Below are 15,759 nucleotides of genomic sequence, written 5' to 3'. Positions count from 1 at the left end.
GGTCGGACACGTGGAAGCTGAGAGCAGGGCGGCGGTCGACTATTCGGCGGTGGTGCGGCTGAGTGGGGACCCGGGTGAGTTGCGCGCCGAAGTCGGCGAGGTGCTGTCCGCGGAGCCGCGGCTGGTGGTCTTCGAATTGAGCGAATTGACTGCGTTTTCTCGCGAGGACCTTGATGCGTTGCGGGATACGGCTGGGACTAGCGAGGCGGTGTTCGCCTGCCGGGAAGGCGGGGTGGCGCGGCGGGTGCTTGAGGAGGAAGGCGTTGCGGTCGCCGATACCGCGTCTGCGGCGTTGGCGTTTGAGGACGAGTCGCTGCGGCCGTCTGGGGAGCGGTTTCGGTCGCTTACCGAGATGCTGCTGGCTGCGGGGTCGGTGGGCGAGGTTTTGCAGGTGATCGTGGACGCTACTGCGTCGTTGGTGCCTTCCGCGGAGCTGGTGTCGATTACGTTGCGGGCGCCGGACGGGAATTTTCATACTGCGGCGTATACCGATTCTGCGGCTGCTGAGCTGGATTTGCTGCAGTACAAGTTGGGGGAGGGGCCGTGTCATGACGCGGCGGTGCCTGGGCGGCCGGAGTTCCTTGAGTGTCCGGATCTGAGCCTGGACGAGCGGTGGGCGCGGTGGTCTCCGACGGTGGCCGGGTTGGGGTGGCGGGCGGTGTTGGCTACTGCGTTGGCCGATGATGCTGTTTCTCGGTTTTCTGGGGCGTTGAATCTTTATTCTCGGGTGCCTGGCGGGCTGGCTGAGGCTGATCGGGATGTGGTGCTGCTGCTGGCCAGTCATGCGACGTTGGCGGTGGCGGAGACTGATGCGGTGACTCGGGCTGAGTTGCATCAGGCGCAGTTGCGGCGGGCGTTGGACAGCCGGGATGTGATTGGGCAGGCCAAGGGGATCATTATGGCGCGGCGGGGGTTGGATGCGGAGGAGGCGTTCGATCTGCTGCGGCGGACTTCTCAGCAGTTGAATGTGAAGCTGGTGCATTTGGCTGGGACGTTGGCGGCTCGGCATGTGGAGCTGGACGGGGAGCCGGATCCGGTGTGAGGGGCTGGCTCGTCGCCTGGCGGCGACATTGCTGGCTCTGGTGCGGCGGGCACCCCGAAGCCCGAGTGTGCTGACGGTTCGGGGGTGCTTGTCAAGGCGGGAAAGATGCCTTGACAAGCACCCCCGAACCGCAGGGAGGCTTCGTATCGGGGTGCGGGGGAGGGGCTGGGTGCACCGCTGGCCGGGTGCGTTGGCGGAGGTTTCGCTGGGGTGGGGCTAGCGCCCCAATGTGGCATTGGGTGCATCTGATGCAACCAACGCCACATTGGGTGCCTGGGACGCACCCAATGCCACATTGGGGCGCTTCGGGCGGCTCAGGTCTGTGAGGGGCTCCCTGAGGGAATCTGATTCCCTCAGGGGGCCCCTCACGGACTTGAAGAAACGGTCATATTCGCGTTAATCGGGCATTTCGCTGGGTTTTGCGTCCATTGTGGACGGTTGGCGGGCTGAGGGTGTCCGGCTTGAGCCCTGGCATGGGAATCTCAGTCCGTGAAGGGGTCCTTCGCGGATGGTTGCGGCAGGGCCAGGGCGCGGGTACGGGGGGCTGGGAGGAGGTCTCGTCGCCGGACGTGTGGTCGCTGGGACGCTTGAGCTGCGTTGAGGGCGGATTGTCGCCTGGGGCGATCGGGTACTCCGCAGGAAAGCCTGAGACGAAGGAGGCCGGCTGATGGATGAAGCGAACCGGGCCGAGCCGGGTGTCGTGGTGGGGGACGACGGGTCTGACGGGGCGCGGCTGGCGGTCGAATGGGCGGCTGCCGAGGCGGAGGCGCTGGGGACGTGCCTGGTTGTCGTGCGGACGATGACGTTGCCTTCGCCTAACGTGGACTTCGTGCCTGGGGTGATTACGCCGGTGGCGGGGGAGATTGTCGCGGATCAGTCCTTTGTGGACTATGCGGAGCGGGAGCTGGCCGAGACGGCGGCGGCGATCGGGCAGAAGCGGCCTGGGCTTTCGGTGCGTACTCGGGTTCGGCTCGGGCGGGCCAGCTGGGAGCTGGCGGACATTGGGCGGCAGGCCGAGCTGATCGTGGTGGGGGCGTCTGGGCGGAGCGGGCTGTCCCGGCTGCTGCTCGGGTCGACGGCTGCGCAGCTGGTGCACACGTGCGCGCGGCCGGTCGTCGTGGTGCGGGCGGCGGGGGAAGGGCAGCGCCGGGTTGTCGTGGGGGTCGATGGGTCGCCGGCCAGTGTTGCGGCGGTGCGGTATGCGTATGACTTCGCTGATCGGCACGGGTGTGTCCTGCATGCGGTGCACGTGTGGGCGGAGCCGCCGGAGGATGTGTTCGGTCCGGCTCGTTCTGGTGGCGAGGGGCAGCCGGACCCGGGAGACCAGGGGGAAAGGGTGCTTGCGGAAGCGCTGACCGGGCTTGGCGAGCGGCATCCGGACGTGGTGGTGCAGCGGGAGGTGGCGCTCGGGCGGGTGGCCGAGGTGCTGCTGGATCATGCTGAAGCGGCGACGTTGCTGGTGGTCGGCGGGCACGGGCGCGGTGCGCTGCGGGGCGCGTTTCTCGGGTCGGTGAGCCATGCGATGGCTTACCACTCGCCGTGTCCGGTGGCGATTGTGCGTGAGGGTGTGGAGGAGCACCCGGGTTAGCGCTGCAGGCCCCGCCGGACCAGGGCGGCGGCCAGCCTCGCCAGGTCGGGGCCGGGTACTAGTTTTGCCAGGCGGTCCGGATCGGTGGGGAGACCGGCTTTCTTCGCGCCGTCCAAGGCCTTGCGGTCGAAGTACGGGCGCAGCCACGGCCAGACGGCTTGTGCTTCGCGGCAGAAGATCTGCGCGCCGGTCGGGCCGATCCGGGGGAACTCGGTGAGCAGCTTTTCCAGGCGCTGGGGATCGCCGTCGGCGGTGTCGGCCATGCGGCGCAGGTCGTCGCGGTAGCGGTCGTGGATGAAGTCGGCTGCTTCGCCGAGATGGTGCGAGGTGCTTTCGTCGTAGCGGACGTAGCGGGCGCGGCCGAGTGCGTCAACCCGTTGCTGCCACGTGGAATTTCGCATCGCGGCCGGGGAACGCCAGCCGGAGCGGGACAGTTCGCGCGCGGCGGCGACGGCGAGGTCGGCGCTGATCCGCGTCGACAGCAAGGTGGCGAGAACCAGCAACCGGTACAGCGGCTGCGGTTTGTCGGCCAGGGTGATCCCGGCTTCCTCGGCGTAGGTCGTGCCGTGTTCGGCCAGCAGGTCGTCGGCTCGGCGCATCGGTTACTCCGTTTCCTCCTCCAGCATTCCGCGCAGTTTCTCCAGCGTCTGCGCGAGCAGCCGGGACACGTGCATCTGGGACAGCCCGATCCGCTCGGCGATCTTCGACTGCGTCATGTTCCCGAAGAACCGCATCGCGATGATGGACCGTTCGCGGGCGGGCAGTTCGCGCAGCATGGGTTTCAGGGCTTCGTGGATCTCGGCCCGTTCGAATTCGACGTCGTTCTCGCCGAGCGTGTCGCCCAGCGTGCCGGCGTCCGGTTCGTCGGGCAGGGTCCAGTCGAGGGAATTCGTCTGGTAGGCGTGCCCGGCGACAAGGGTTTCGGTCACCTCGTCCAGGTCGAGGTCCGCCTGCTCGGCGAGTTCGCGCGCGGTCGGGGCGCGGCCCAGCCGTTGCGCCAGCACGGACGCGGCCCGGCTCACGGCCAGGTGCCGGTCCTTCAGCTGCCGCGGGACGCGGACCGACCAGCCCGCGTCGCGGAAGTAGCGGCGGACCTCGCCCATGACCGTCGGCACGGCGAAGGACAGGAAGTCCGCGCCGCGCTCGGGGTCGAACCGGTCCCACGGCCTTGACCAGGCCCAGCCGGGCCACCTGGACGAGGTCGTCGCGGGGTTCGCCGCGCCCGCCGAACCGCTGCGCGATGTGCTCGGCCAGCGGGAGGTGCTCCTCGATCAGCTTGCGGCGCAAGCGGTCCCGGCGTTCGCCCGCGCCGGGAAGGGCGCTCAGCTCGGCGAACCACCCGGCGCAGTGCTCGTAGCCGTCGGCGTGCGATCGCGCGGAGGTCTTCATGATCCTCCCGTCCTGGGCTCCTGGTGCAGCGGCTCCTTGGCGAATTCGACGCACAGCCGCCAGCCGTCCTCGCCGGGCGCGGGTTCGGTCCAGGCGGCGAGCGAATCGGTCAGCGCGCGCAGGATGTGCCACCCGATCTCGTCCGGTCCGGGCGGGAAAGCCACCGACGACGTCGTGGAGACGGTGACGGTGATCGTGCGGGCGCAGCGGAACGCGCATTCCAGCACCGCGCCGTCGTCCGCCCGGACGGCGAGCGCCGCGACCGCTTCCTCCACCGCGAGCCGGAAATCCGCGGCCTCGTCGAGGGTGCACTCCGCCGAGACGGCGAGGTCCTCGGCCACCGGTCTGGCCAGGAACAGCAGATGTCCGTTCGCCGGCAGGCGCAATTCGACCACGGGCACGGCCGCGGTCAGCACGTTCACTCCGTCCGCACTGCGCTGAACCATGGGTGCCGGGTTACCCGGAGCCGCGCCGCGCCAATCATCGCCGCCGGAATGCCTGGCAGCACACGAGAACTCCGTTTCCGGATGCGGAAGCCGGGTACCCGGCGGGGAGCACGGCAGCGAAAGGAGCATCCGGCATGAGCACCAACGCGTACCTCTCGTTCCTGGCGATCGGGATAGCGCTGGTCCTGGTGGACGGCCAGATCATCTACCGCAGCGGCCGCCGCTACCTCGCGAACGCCTACGGAGACCCGGGGGCGGGCGCCTCGATGACGCGGCTGGTCACCGTGCTCTTCCACCTCGGGACGCTGGGCATCCTGGCCCTGATCTCGACCGTCGACATCGGCGGCAGCGACCTGCCGGGCGTCGTGGGCCGGGTGGGCGTGCTGCTGCTGGTCCTGGCACTGGCGCACGCCGCGACGCTCGGCGCGCTGGCCCGGATCCGCGGCGAGCAGGACGTGGCGGAGGCGATCGCCCACCGCGACGACCGGGCGGCCCGCCGGGCGCAGCAGGACCTGCAGGCTCCGACGGTCACGCCGGTGCCCGGCCAGGAGGGCAGGCATCCGGACGTGAGCCCGTCGTTGGAGCAGCGTTCGCCTTACACGGCTTGACCCGACTGTCTACAAGCGAGGGTCGACCGGCTCGGATTCCAGTGCGAGCACGGCGAAAACGCACTCGTGGACGCGCCACATCGGCTCGTCGCGGGCGAGCCGGTCCAGCGCTTCGAGGCCGAGGCTGTACTCGCGCAGCGCGAGCGAGCGCTTGTGGCCGAGGCCTCGTTGCCGCAGCCGGGACAGGTGGTGCTCCTCGGTGTAGTCGGGGCCGTAGATGATCCGCAGGTACTCGCGGCCCCGGACTTTCAGGCCCGGCTGCACGAGCCCGCGCGATCCCCGGACCAGGTTGGCGGCCGGTTTCACCACCATGCCCTCGCCGCCGCGCCCGGTGAGGGCGGTCCACCACTCGACGGCCGCCGCGACCGAGGCGGGGTCGGTGGTGTGGACCGGCAGCCGTCCGGTCGGGGCGAGGAAGCCGTCGCTGCTCTCCACCAGCCGGTCGGCCAGCGCGAGATGCCAGTCGTGTGGTTGCTGGTGGTGGGCGCGGCCCGCCGAGGCCAGCACCTGGAAGGGCGCGAAGCGGACGCCGTCGAGTCCGTCGGTCGGCCAGCAATAGCGCCGGTACGCCTCCGCGAACGCGTCCGCGTTGTCCGCCCGGGAACGCGTGCGCTCCAGCAAAGCGGACACGTCGAGGCCGGACTCGTGCGCTGCGGCCAGCGCCGTCGCCGCAGCCGGAAGCGCCGACCGGGCCGCAGTGCCGACCGCCGCGTACTGCTCGCGCAGCAACTGCTCGGCCTTCACGCTCCACGGCAGCAGTTCGCCGTCGAGCAGCAACCAGTCCGAGCCGAGTTCGTCGAACAGTCCGGCTTTCTCCGCCGCCGCACGGATGCGGTCGACCACCTCGGAGGTCTGCGTTTCGCCGAAGAAGGGCCGTCCGGTCCGCGTCCACACGGCACCGAGCGTGTCGCCGGGCGCGCCGAAGCGGGCACGGGCCGCGTCGAGCGAGCGGCACACGAGCGCGACCGCGCGCGAGCCCATGTGCTTTTCCTCGCACACCACGGAATCCACGCCCTCCGCGCGGAAATACTCGAACGCCTGGTCCGGGTGTTCCAGCAGCCCGTCCGCGGTCGCGGTGGCCACCGGCGACATCGTCGGCGGCAGGTAGACCAGCCAGCGCGGATCGATCGCGAACCGCGACATCACCTCCAGCGCCGCGGCCGCGTTCTCCTCGCGGACGCCGATCCGCTTCTGGTAAACGGTTTCGATCACCCGGCGGCCCTGGACGTCGGTGACGTCGAGGACGCCCGGGTCGCGGCGCGCGACCGGCTCCGCCGCGTCCGGGTTGGCGGGGAACGGCTTGGCCGGCTCGTAGTAGACCTCGGCCGCCGGGACGGAGACGATCTCCTTTTCCGGGTACCGCAACGCGGTGAGCGTTCCGCCGAACACGCATCCGGTGTCCAGGCACAGGGTGTTGTTCACCCACTCCGGCGAGGGCACCGGGGTGTGGCCGTAGACGACCATGGCGCGGCCCCGGTACTCGCTGGCCCACGGATACCGCACCGGAAGGCCGAATTCGTCGGTCTCGCCGGTGCTCTGCCCGTACATGCAGAAGCTCCGCACACGCCCGGAAGCCCGGCCCTGGAAGCGTTCGGTGATCCCCGCGTGCGCGACGACCAGCCGTCCGCCGTCCAGGACGTAGTGGCTGATCAGGCCGTCCATGAACTCCTGTGCCGCGGCGCGGAATCCGTCCGGTTCGGCGGCGAGCTGCTCCAGCGACTCGGCGAGGCCGTGGGTGACCTGCACGTTCCGGCCGCGCAGCGCGCGCAGGAGCTTGTGCTCGTGGTTTCCGGTGACACAGAAGGCATTTCCCGCGCGCACCATGCCCATGACGAGCCGCAGCACGCCCGGCGTGTCCGGACCGCGGTCGACGAGGTCGCCGACGAACACCGCCCGCCGCTCCGGATGCCGCGCCCCGACCGCACGGCCCTGGTCGTCGCGTTCGAGGACGTAGCCGAGCTGGACGAGCAGCGTTTCGAGTTCGGCGCGGCAGCCGTGGATGTCGCCGACGATGTCGAACGGCCCGGTTTCGTGTCGCAAGTCGTTGTACAGCGGGACGCGCTTGATCGTCGCTTCGGCGGCTTCTTCCGGAGTGCGCAGCACATGCACCGTCCGGAAGCCTTCCTTCGGCAGGCTCCGCAAGCCGCGCCGCAACTGGTCTCGCTGCCGCCGGATCACCTGCGGGCCGAAAGTCCGGTCCGCGCGGCCTTCGTTGCGGGCGGCGCAGAGGGATTCCGGCAGGTCCAGCACGATCGCCACCGGCAGCACGTCGTGCTCCCTGGCCAGCGCTGCCAGCGATTTGCGTGCGTCGGGCTGTACGTTGGTCGCGTCGACGACGGTCAGCCGCCCGGCGGCGAGGCGCTTGCCCACGATGTAGTGCAGGACGTCGAACGCGTCCTTGGTCGCCGACTGGTCGTTCTCGTCGTCGGACACCAGCCCGCGGCAGAAGTCCGACGAGATCACCTCGGTCGCCTTGAAATGCGTGCGGCCGAACGTCGATTTGCCCGACCCGCTCGCGCCGACCAGCACGACGAGGCACAGGTTGGGGATATCCAGCTCGCTCATGCTTCGCCGCCTTTCGTGAACAGGGCCAGCTGCGTGGCCGGGCCAACTTCGGGATCGTCCGCGCCGACCGGCAGCGTCCGGACGGCGTAGCTGTAACTGCTCGCGACCCGGTCCGCCCACGCGCGGAACTCGGCGCGAGTCCACTCGAAACGGTGATCCCGGTGCCGCAGCTTGCCCTCGGGCAGCGACTCGAACCGCACGTTGTACTCGCGGTTGGGCGTGGTCACGACGACCGCGCGCGGTGCGGCGAACTGGAACACGGTGCGCTCCAACGCCTCCAGCCGCGGCGGGTCGACGTGCTCGACGACCTCCATCAGCACCGCCGCGTCGAGGCCCGCGAGCCGGTCGTCGCGATAGGTGAGCGAGGACTGGAACAGCTCCAGCCTGGCCCGCTCCTTTTCGGACATCCGCTCCAGCCGCAGCTTCCGCGCCGCGACCTGCAGAGCGTGCACCGACACGTCGGTGGCCACGATCCGCTCGACCGACCGCTCGGCCAGCAGATCGCGCACGAGCGCGCCCTCGCCGCAGCCGAAGTCGCCGACCGTGTGCGCGCCGAGCGAGCGGAGCACGGCCATGATCGTGCCGCGCCGCTGCTGGGCGAGCGGCACCGGACGGTCCGGCTCGTCGAGGACGACGGGCGCGGCGAGCGCGTTGTCGATCTCCTCAGGAGCCGAATCGTCCACTTCGGCCAGCCGGGTCAGCGCGGCGGCCGTCAGCCCGCGGCGGTGCGCGAGGTAACGGCGGGTGATCAGCTCCTTGTCCGGATGCGCGGCCAGCCAGTCGCCGCCCGCGCGGATCAGCTTGTCGATCTCGGCTTCGCCGACCCAGTAGTGCTTCGCGTTGTCCAGGACCGGAAGCAGCAGGTAGAGGTGGTTGAGGGCGTCGGCAAGCCGGATCTCGCCGGTGAGCCGCAGGTCGACGTACCGCGAATCGCCCCACTGCGGGAAGTGCGGATCCAGCGGGAGCGGGGTCGCCTCGACGGCCCAGCCGAGCGGCTCGAACAACCGGCGGACCAGGTCGGCGCCGCCCGGGCAGGCGGGCACGCGGATGTCCAGCGGGATCGGGCTGGTCGCCAGCTCCGGATGGGACTTGCACCGTCCGGTGAGCGCGGTGCGGAAGACCTCTTTCAACGCCACCGAGAGCAGGCTGGACGCGGCGTAGGGCCGGTCGTTCACGTATTGGCCCAGCGTGAACCCGTCCCCGGCGCCCGTCTTGCCGCGCACCAGGGCGACCGGGTCGACTTCCAGCAGGAGCGCGGCCGTGCACCGGTCGTCGGTCGCTTCCGGGTAGAAGACGTGCGCTTGGCCGGCGGAGAGGTCGAACGACTGCACCCGGCCTGGGTGCTTGTGCAGCAGGAAGCCCAGGTCGGAGGCGGGGTGATGAGTCGTGGTGACGGTCAGGAACACGGGGGGGAGTATTCCGGAGAGGTTCGCCTGGTGTCGCGCGAGTTTCCGGGCCTGGCTCGGTGCGCGGCGGGACGGTCCGTGAAGGGGTCCTTGAGGGAATCTGATTCCAATGCCTGGGACTTGAGTCGACGTCACGGGTGCGGCTGAGGCTCGTCTGCCCAGGTCGAAGGCACCAGCCAGGGCCGACATGGCTCTCGGCGGGTCCGGCGGGGTGCGGGGTTGGGTTGTCCGTGAGGGGAACCCTCACGGACTCTGATTCCCGCAGGGTTCCCCTCACGGACCTTCGGATGCAGTCACGCGGGCATCAACCGGGCAATTCAGCACCCGGCTTAAGTCCCCGGCATTGGAACCGGAGTCCGTGAAGGGACCCCTCACGGACAGCCGAAGGCGGCGTTACGGGTGCGGTTGACCTGCTTGCCCGGGTCAATGGGGGTCGGCACGGCTCTTGTCCGGGGAGGGTGGGCTTGTCGTCCGTGAGGGCCACCTTGAGGGACCCTGATTCCCTCAAGGTGCCCTTCACGGACCCGCAGAGCCGGTCAAGCGGACATCAATCGGGCATTTCGGCGGCGGCCGCGTCCTTTGTGGACGAACCCCGCGGGTCCGGCGCAGCGTGGGGCAGTCCGGTGGCAGCTGATCGCTCCGCTCCGCACACAGCCAATCACCGGGAATAAACTTCCCATTAACTGGGAAAACGCGCTGGGCACCCGCGGAGCCGCGACGTAGCGTGCCCGCCATGACAAGCGCGGATGCGAACCGGAGAGCCGGGACGAGGGCGGCGCGGATCCTGGCGGTGTTCGCCGAGCGGGAGAGCGCCACGGCGGAGGAGATCTCCGTCGGCACGGGCATTCCGTCGAGCGCCGTCTACCGGTACCTCACGACGTTCGTCGAGATCGGGCTCGTGCACCAGGCGCGCACCCGCGGCCGGTACTGCGCGGGCTCGCTCACGGTGCAAATGGCCGAGAACTACCGCCGCGAGGCGCTCGGCCAGGGCGGCGTCAAGCGGCGGCTGCGGCAGCTCGCGGCGGACACCGACGAACTCGCCGCCTTCCTCATCGCCAGGGACAACGACGTCCTGTGCGTCGAGGCGGCCGAGGGGACCCGCGTGATCCGGTGCAGTTTCTCGCCGGGGCTGAGCAAGCCGCTGGTCTTCGGGGCGAGTGCGCAGGCGTTGCTGGCGTACCTGCCGGAGGAGCGGGTCGCGGCCGCCGCCGAGGCGCACGGGCTGAGCGGGGAGCAGGCCGGGAAGCTGGAGAGCGACCTGCGCCGCGTGCGGGACCAGGGGTTCGCCGAGAGCGTCGGACAGGTCGATCCGGGGGTGTGGGGCGTGAGCGTCCCGGTGCTGGACCGGCACCGCGCCCTCGTCGGCACGGTGAGCACGATGGCCCCGGATTTCCGCGTGCGCCCGCGCCGCGATTCCCTCGTCACGCTCACCCACGCCGCCGCGCAGGACATCAGCAGATTGCAGGAGCACGTGTGAGCACAGCCAAGTGGACCGGACGCGACGACGGCAGCGGTCCGGAACATCGCCGATGGCACCACGCAGTCAACGAATTCTCCGGCGGCCCGGGCGTTTCCCTGATCGGGTTCGCCAGCGACGCCGGGGTCCGGCGCAACGGCGGACGCCCGGGGGCGCAGGCCGGGCCGGACGCGATCCGGCGGGCGCTGGCGTCGTTCGCGATCCGGCCCGAGTTCGTCATTGGAGACGCGGGGGACGTCGTCGTGGAAGGCGACGAGCTGGAAGCGGGGCAGGAAAACCTCGGCGAGCTGGTCGCGAAGCAGCTCAGCGACGGGAACCTCCCGATCGTGCTCGGCGGCGGGCACGAGACGGCGTACGGCTCCTACCTCGGGCTCGCCCGGAGCGGGCTGCTGGACGGCCGGCGCCTCGGCGTGCTCAACCTCGACGCGCATTTCGACCTGCGGACGGCGGACCGCGCGTCCTCGGGCACCCCGTTCCGGCAGATCGCCGCCTGGGAAGCCGAGCGCGGCGCGGAATTCTCCTACGCGGTGGTCGGCATCAGCGAGCCTGGCAACACCGCCGCGCTGTTCGAGACGGCGAGCGAGCTGAACGTCCGCCACCTCCTGGACCTCGACTGCCAGGAACGCCATCTCGAACGAGTTCTCGACTTCGTCCGGGGCTTTATCGCGGACGTCGACGCGCTGTACCTGTCGATCGATCTCGACGTGCTCCCCGCCGCGCAGGCGCCAGGGGTCAGCGCCCCTTCGACACTCGGCGTACCCGCCGGGGTCGTCCTCGAGGTGTGCCGGCTGGCCGCGAGAGACCCGAAGCTCGCCATGGCCGACATCACCGAACTGAACCCCGTCTTCGACGTCGACAACCGCACAGCCCGGATCGCGGCCCGCCTCGCGCACACGCTCGCGACCGGCCGTCCGGTCCCGGAAGGACACTGAACATGCCCCCTCAGCGAATCTGGCCGCGGCTCGGCGCCGTGCTGCTGGCCTGCCTGCTCGCGTTCCTGCCGACCAGCGCGATGAGCACGGCGAACGCGGCCGAACCGCAGGGCGGGAAGCTCGCCGCGCTGCGGTCCGGGCAGACCGCGCTCCGGGTCGGCACCGACGCCACGTTCCCGCCCTTCGAGTTCACCGACGCCAAGGGCGGCCAGCTCGGCTTCGACATCGACCTCGTCCGGGCGCTCGCCGAGCGCGCGGGCATCAAGAAGGTCGACTTCGTCCAGATGCCGTTCGGCAACATCGTCCCGGCGCTGCAGGCGAACCAGATCGACGTCGGCGCGTCGGCGATCTACATCAGCCCCGCGCGGCAGAAAGCCGTCGACTTCTCCGACATCTACTACCCGGGCGGCCTCGCGGTTTTCGTCTCCGACAAGGACAACTCCGTCACCTCGCTCAAGGACCTGGCCGGCAAGCGGGTCGCGGTGCAGGTGGGCACGAAGTCCGTCGACTGGCTCACCCAGCACCAGCCCGCCGCGCAGCTGATCACCGCGCAGACCAACGAGCAGATGTTCTCGTCGGTCAAGCTGGGCCAGGCGGACGCGGTCGTGACCGGGGCGCCGGCCGGGAAGTACTTCATCGCGCAGCAGGGCGGCCTCAAGCAGGTCGGCGACCGGCTGACCGAGGAGAACTACGGCTACGCCTTCCAGAAGGCCGACGCCGAGCTGCGGACCGCGTTCAACACCTCGCTCAAGCAGATGCACGACGACGGTTCCTACAAGCAGGCCACCGAAAAGTGGTTCGGCGCGGAAAGCACCGCGGCCAAGTCCGGCGGGCATTCGCTGTTCAACTTCTCCACCATCGTCGATTCCTCGGGACAGCTGTGGCAGGGCCTGCTGGTCAGCCTCCAGGTGATCCTGCTGGCACTGGCATTGAGCCTGCTGCTGGGCACCCTCGGCGGGTTCGCGAAGCTCAGCAAGATCGCGCCGATCAGGTGGATCGGCAACGTCTACGTGTCGGTGATCCGCGGGACGCCGTTCGTGGTGCAGCTGTTCTTCATCTACTTCGGACTGCCGCAGCTCGGCCTGCAGCTTCCGCCGATGACCGCGGGCATCATCTCGCTCGGCCTCTACAGCGGCTCGTACGTGACCGAGATCTTCCGCGGCGCGGTGCAGTCCATCGACCGCGGCCAGCTGGAAGCGGCGCGGTCGTGCGGGATGTCGCAGGTGTCGGCGATGCGGCACGTGATCATCCCGCAGGCGTTCCTGCGGATGCTTCCGCCGCTGGGCAACGAATTCGTGTCGCTGACGAAGAACTCCGCGCTGGTGTCCTTCGTGACCATTCACGAGCTGTTCCTGGTGGGGCAGACCATCATCTCCCGCACCTTCGACGCGCTGACCGTGTACCTGTTCATCGGCCTGCTCTATTACTTGCTCACCAACCTGATCAGCGTCACCACGCGCACCCTGGAGAAGAAGATGGCGGTGTACATCTGATGGCACTGTTGGAAGTCCACGGCCTGACCAAGTCCTACGGCGACGTGCAGGTGCTCGACGGGATCGACTTCGCGATCGAGCCCGGCCAGGTGGTCGCGGTGATCGGGCCCAGCGGCGGCGGGAAGTCCACCTTCCTGCGCTGCCTCAACCTCCTGGAGACCCCGACGTCCGGCAGCGTCTCGTTCGACGGCGAGGAACTGACCGGCCGCGGCGTCGACCTGGACCGGCTGCGGTCCCGGATGGGCATGGTGTTCCAGCACTTCAACCTGTTCCCGAACATGACCGTGCTGCGCAATGTGGTGCTGCCGCAGATGAACGTGCTCAAGCGGTCCAAAGAGGAGGCCGAGGCGAAGGCGCGCGCCCTGCTGGAGCGCGTCGGCATGCTCGAACGCGCCGGCGCTTACCCGAACCGGTTGTCCGGCGGGCAGAAGCAGCGCGTCGCGATCGTCCGGGCGGCCGCGATGGACCCGAAGCTGATGCTCTTCGACGAGCCGACCTCGGCGCTGGACCCGGAGGTCGTCCAGGACGTCCTCGACATCATGTCCGAGCTGGCCAAGGACGGGATGACGATGCTCGTGGTCACGCACGAGATGGGGTTCGCGCGGAAGGTCGCCGACCGGGTGGTGTTTGTCGACGGCGGGAAGATCGCGGCGGATCTGCCGCCGGGCGAGTTTTTCTCCGAGGGGAACGCGAATCCTCGCGCGCAGGCGTTCTTGCAGAAGGTGCTGTAGGAGGTCGTCGTGAGTGGCGACGCCGGTTCTAACCGGCATCGCCACTCACGACCCCCGTTCGATGGCGGCAGCGACGCCGTCCATGATCAGCTCGAGGCCGAAGCTGAACTCGCGCTCCGCCGCGGTGCCGCCAGACGCCTCTGGTTCGAAGACGCTGACTGCGAACAGCCGTGCGGCGTTCGGAAAGCGGTCCGGCGTGACCAGCGTCCCCAGCGCCCGGCCGTAATTCTCCTCCACCTGAGCCTGGCTGAGCCCGGTGCGCTCCTCGAACTGCCGGGTCAGCGTGATCGAGTTCCGGAGATACCCGCTGATCACGGTCAGCACGCCGGCCTGCGTGCCGAGGTCGAGCCCGGTGTCGTGCAAGGCCTCCAGGAGGGCGTCCATCCAGCCGACGGCGTTGGGCCCGCGCGGCGGCCCGGACATCGGGATGTCGATCAGCCACGGGTGCTCGGCGTACCGCTCGCGGGTCGCGGCGGCCCACTGCCGCACCTTTCCCCGCCAGCCGAGGTCCGCGTCGAGGCTGGGCGCGGGTCCGGTCGCGTGGTCGGCCATCAGCTCGAACAGGTCGTCCTTCGAGCCGATGTGCCGGTAGAGCGACATCTTGGTGAACCCGAGTTCCTGCGCGACCTTCTGCAGGGTCACCCCCTCCAGCCCGTCCCGGCCGGCCAGCGAGACGGCGGCGCGGACCACCTGGTCGACGTCGAGTTCGGGGGTCCGGCCCAGCTTCGACGACGCGCGCAACCGCCACAGTCTCCGCAGGTCGGCGGGTATTTCCGGATCAGCCATGCCACGCCTTCCGCCAATTAGTGTCCATGGGATAGTATCCTTCGTATATTAATAGTTTTGCCGACCAAGGGGGACCCGCGTGACCGGATAGCTCGCCGCGGCGAGAACACGGGTGCATGACGTCGACGCCCTGCGGGGGTTCGCCTTGATCGGGATCTTCGTCGTCAACATCACCTTCATGGCTTCCGGCTATCCCGGCAATCTAGTGGCCGACCCGGCCTTCTCCTCGACCGCCGACGACGTCGTGCGGACGCTGTCGTCGGTACTGGTCGACATGAAGTTCTACCTGCTTTTCTCGTTCCTGTTCGGCTACAGCTTCATGCTGCAGGCGGACGCGGCGCGACGCGCGGGCGCGGCTTTCGCCCCGCGGATGCTGCGCCGGATCGCGGGGCTGTTCGTGCTGGGCGCGCTGCACTTCGTGTTCCTCTCCGCCGGCGACATCCTGGCCACCTACGCCGTGGTCTGCCTGGTGCTGTTCTGGATGCGCGGCATCCGGGACCGGACCGCGCTTCGCGTCGCGGCGGCGGTGTACGGCGTCGTGTTGCTCAGCGCCCTGGTCGGCAGCCTTTTCCTGGACAGCTCGGCATTCCTGCCTTCCGGCTCCGAGGCACTGGCCAGCGCCGAGCGGACGACCGGCGACCTGCTCGGCGGGTGGAGCAGCGTCATCGCGGCACACCTGCGCGGCCTGCCGCTGCTGCTGATCCAATCCGCCTCGCTGCAGGGCCCGACCGCGCTCGCGATGTTCCTGCTCGGCGTGGTCGCCAGCCGTCGCCGGTTGTTCTCCCGGATCACCGGCGACGATCCGGTCCTGCGCAAGACGCAGCTGATCGGCTTCCCGATCGGTCTGGCCGGCGGGGTGCTCTACGCACTGGGCGGCGGCAACGGGAACACCCTCGCGGTCACGGCCAGCGTCGCCACCGCGCCGCTGCTGACGGCGGCTTACGTCGCTACTTTGCTCCGGGTGCTGCACAATCCGCGCACCGCTGGCGTCCGTGCCGCGCTCGCTCCCGCCGGGCGGATGGCGCTTACCAACTATCTCGCGCAGTCGCTGTTCGGGATCCTGGTTTTCACCGGCATCGGCCTCGGTGCCGCCGGTTCGCTGTCGCCGCTGGCCCTCGCCGGACTGGCAGTGCTGTTCTTCGTCTTCCAGATGGCGGCGAGTGCGTTGTGGCTGCGCGTGTTCCAGTACGGCCCGGCCGAGTGGGTGCTCCGGTGGATCACCAACGCCCGCCGCCCGGCCTGGCGAAGCGCAGGCAACCGCGGGGTGCCTTGACTCGCGCGGCACACCGACTTAAT

Annotated in this window: 13 protein-coding genes and 1 pseudogene; 8 read left to right on the top strand and 6 right to left on the bottom strand. The window is 69.6% G+C overall.

Annotated elements, in window-relative coordinates; genetic code table 11:
- The first annotated feature begins 10 nt into the window (after positions 1–10).
- Together ACFSVL_RS08765 and ACFSVL_RS08760 are read left to right on the top strand one after the other, a co-directional pair.
- Entirely contained in the window at positions 11–1,042 is a 1,032-nt protein-coding gene (locus ACFSVL_RS08765; protein ID WP_378302240.1) for a GAF and ANTAR domain-containing protein, read from the top strand.
- Between the two features lie 667 nt (positions 1,043–1,709).
- On the top strand, positions 1,710–2,630 hold the full coding sequence (locus tag ACFSVL_RS08760) for a universal stress protein (RefSeq protein WP_378302238.1): 921 nt from the start codon (positions 1,710–1,712) through the stop codon (positions 2,628–2,630).
- Here ACFSVL_RS08760 and ACFSVL_RS08755 read toward each other — a convergent pair.
- The 3 genes and pseudogenes from ACFSVL_RS08755 to ACFSVL_RS08745 form a co-directional block, all read right to left on the bottom strand.
- Positions 2,627–3,229 (bottom strand): endonuclease, encoded by a 603-nt coding sequence (locus ACFSVL_RS08755; protein WP_378302237.1) that lies wholly within the window; start codon positions 3,227–3,229, stop codon positions 2,627–2,629. The two genes, ACFSVL_RS08760 and ACFSVL_RS08755, sit on opposite strands and share 4 nt — an antisense overlap.
- Before the next feature lie 3 nt (positions 3,230–3,232).
- Positions 3,233–4,019 (bottom strand): annotated as a pseudogene (locus ACFSVL_RS08750) (SigB/SigF/SigG family RNA polymerase sigma factor).
- On the bottom strand, positions 4,016–4,465 hold the full coding sequence (locus ACFSVL_RS08745) for an anti-sigma factor (RefSeq protein ID WP_378302235.1): 450 nt from the start codon (positions 4,463–4,465) through the stop codon (positions 4,016–4,018). Before ACFSVL_RS08745 ends, ACFSVL_RS08750 begins: the two are co-directional and overlap by 4 nt.
- Positions 4,466–4,599: 134 nt before the next feature.
- Here ACFSVL_RS08745 and ACFSVL_RS08740 point away from each other — a divergent pair, with 134 nt between their 5' ends.
- A complete protein-coding gene (locus tag ACFSVL_RS08740; protein ID WP_378302233.1) occupies positions 4,600–5,073 on the top strand; it encodes a hypothetical protein in 474 nt (157 codons plus the stop codon).
- A 9-nt stretch (positions 5,074–5,082) separates the two neighbouring features.
- Here the strand turns inward: ACFSVL_RS08740 and ACFSVL_RS08735 are convergent, their stop codons facing one another.
- Positions 5,083–7,638 carry a polynucleotide kinase-phosphatase gene (locus ACFSVL_RS08735; RefSeq protein ID WP_378302231.1) on the bottom strand — a complete coding sequence of 852 codons (2,556 nt, stop codon included), beginning with the start codon at positions 7,636–7,638 and terminating at the stop codon, positions 5,083–5,085.
- On the bottom strand, positions 7,635–9,044 hold the full coding sequence (locus ACFSVL_RS08730) for a 3' terminal RNA ribose 2'-O-methyltransferase Hen1 (protein WP_378302230.1): 1,410 nt from the start codon (positions 9,042–9,044) through the stop codon (positions 7,635–7,637). The genes ACFSVL_RS08735 and ACFSVL_RS08730 overlap by 4 nt, the downstream gene beginning before the upstream one ends.
- A 733-nt stretch (positions 9,045–9,777) precedes the next feature.
- On the opposite strand from ACFSVL_RS08730, the gene ACFSVL_RS08725 reads away from it, so the two are divergent.
- The 4 genes from ACFSVL_RS08725 to ACFSVL_RS08710 are packed head-to-tail and all read left to right on the top strand — an operon-like array spanning position 9,778 to position 13,677.
- Positions 9,778–10,521, top strand: coding sequence for an IclR family transcriptional regulator (locus ACFSVL_RS08725; RefSeq protein WP_378302228.1), 744 nt, complete (start codon positions 9,778–9,780; stop codon positions 10,519–10,521).
- Positions 10,518–11,453 carry a formimidoylglutamase gene (gene hutG, locus ACFSVL_RS08720; RefSeq protein ID WP_378302226.1) on the top strand — a complete coding sequence of 312 codons (936 nt, stop codon included), beginning with the start codon at positions 10,518–10,520 and terminating at the stop codon, positions 11,451–11,453. Before ACFSVL_RS08725 ends, hutG begins: the two co-directional genes overlap by 4 nt.
- A 2-nt stretch (positions 11,454–11,455) precedes the next feature.
- Positions 11,456–12,946 (top strand): ABC transporter substrate-binding protein/permease, encoded by a 1,491-nt coding sequence (locus ACFSVL_RS08715; RefSeq protein ID WP_378302224.1) that lies wholly within the window; start codon positions 11,456–11,458, stop codon positions 12,944–12,946.
- A complete protein-coding gene (locus tag ACFSVL_RS08710; protein ID WP_378302222.1) occupies positions 12,946–13,677 on the top strand; it encodes an amino acid ABC transporter ATP-binding protein in 732 nt (243 codons plus the stop codon). The genes ACFSVL_RS08715 and ACFSVL_RS08710 overlap by 1 nt, the downstream gene beginning before the upstream one ends.
- Positions 13,678–13,722: 45 nt before the next feature.
- Here ACFSVL_RS08710 and ACFSVL_RS08705 read toward each other — a convergent pair whose 3' ends face one another.
- Positions 13,723–14,463: a TetR/AcrR family transcriptional regulator gene (locus ACFSVL_RS08705; RefSeq protein WP_378302220.1), complete on the bottom strand. Its 741-nt coding sequence runs from the start codon at positions 14,461–14,463 to the stop codon at positions 13,723–13,725.
- Positions 14,464–14,575: 112 nt separating this feature from the next.
- Between ACFSVL_RS08705 and ACFSVL_RS08700 the strand changes: the two genes are divergently transcribed.
- Positions 14,576–15,736 carry a DUF418 domain-containing protein gene (locus ACFSVL_RS08700; RefSeq protein WP_378302218.1) on the top strand — a complete coding sequence of 387 codons (1,161 nt, stop codon included), beginning with the start codon at positions 14,576–14,578 and terminating at the stop codon, positions 15,734–15,736.
- Positions 15,737–15,759 lie beyond the last annotated feature (23 nt).

This window comes from Amycolatopsis silviterrae, from assembly GCF_042684085.1.
Taxonomy (GTDB): Bacteria; Actinomycetota; Actinomycetes; order Mycobacteriales; family Pseudonocardiaceae; genus Amycolatopsis; species Amycolatopsis silviterrae.
This window is presented reverse-complemented; position numbering and strand designations above follow the sequence as displayed.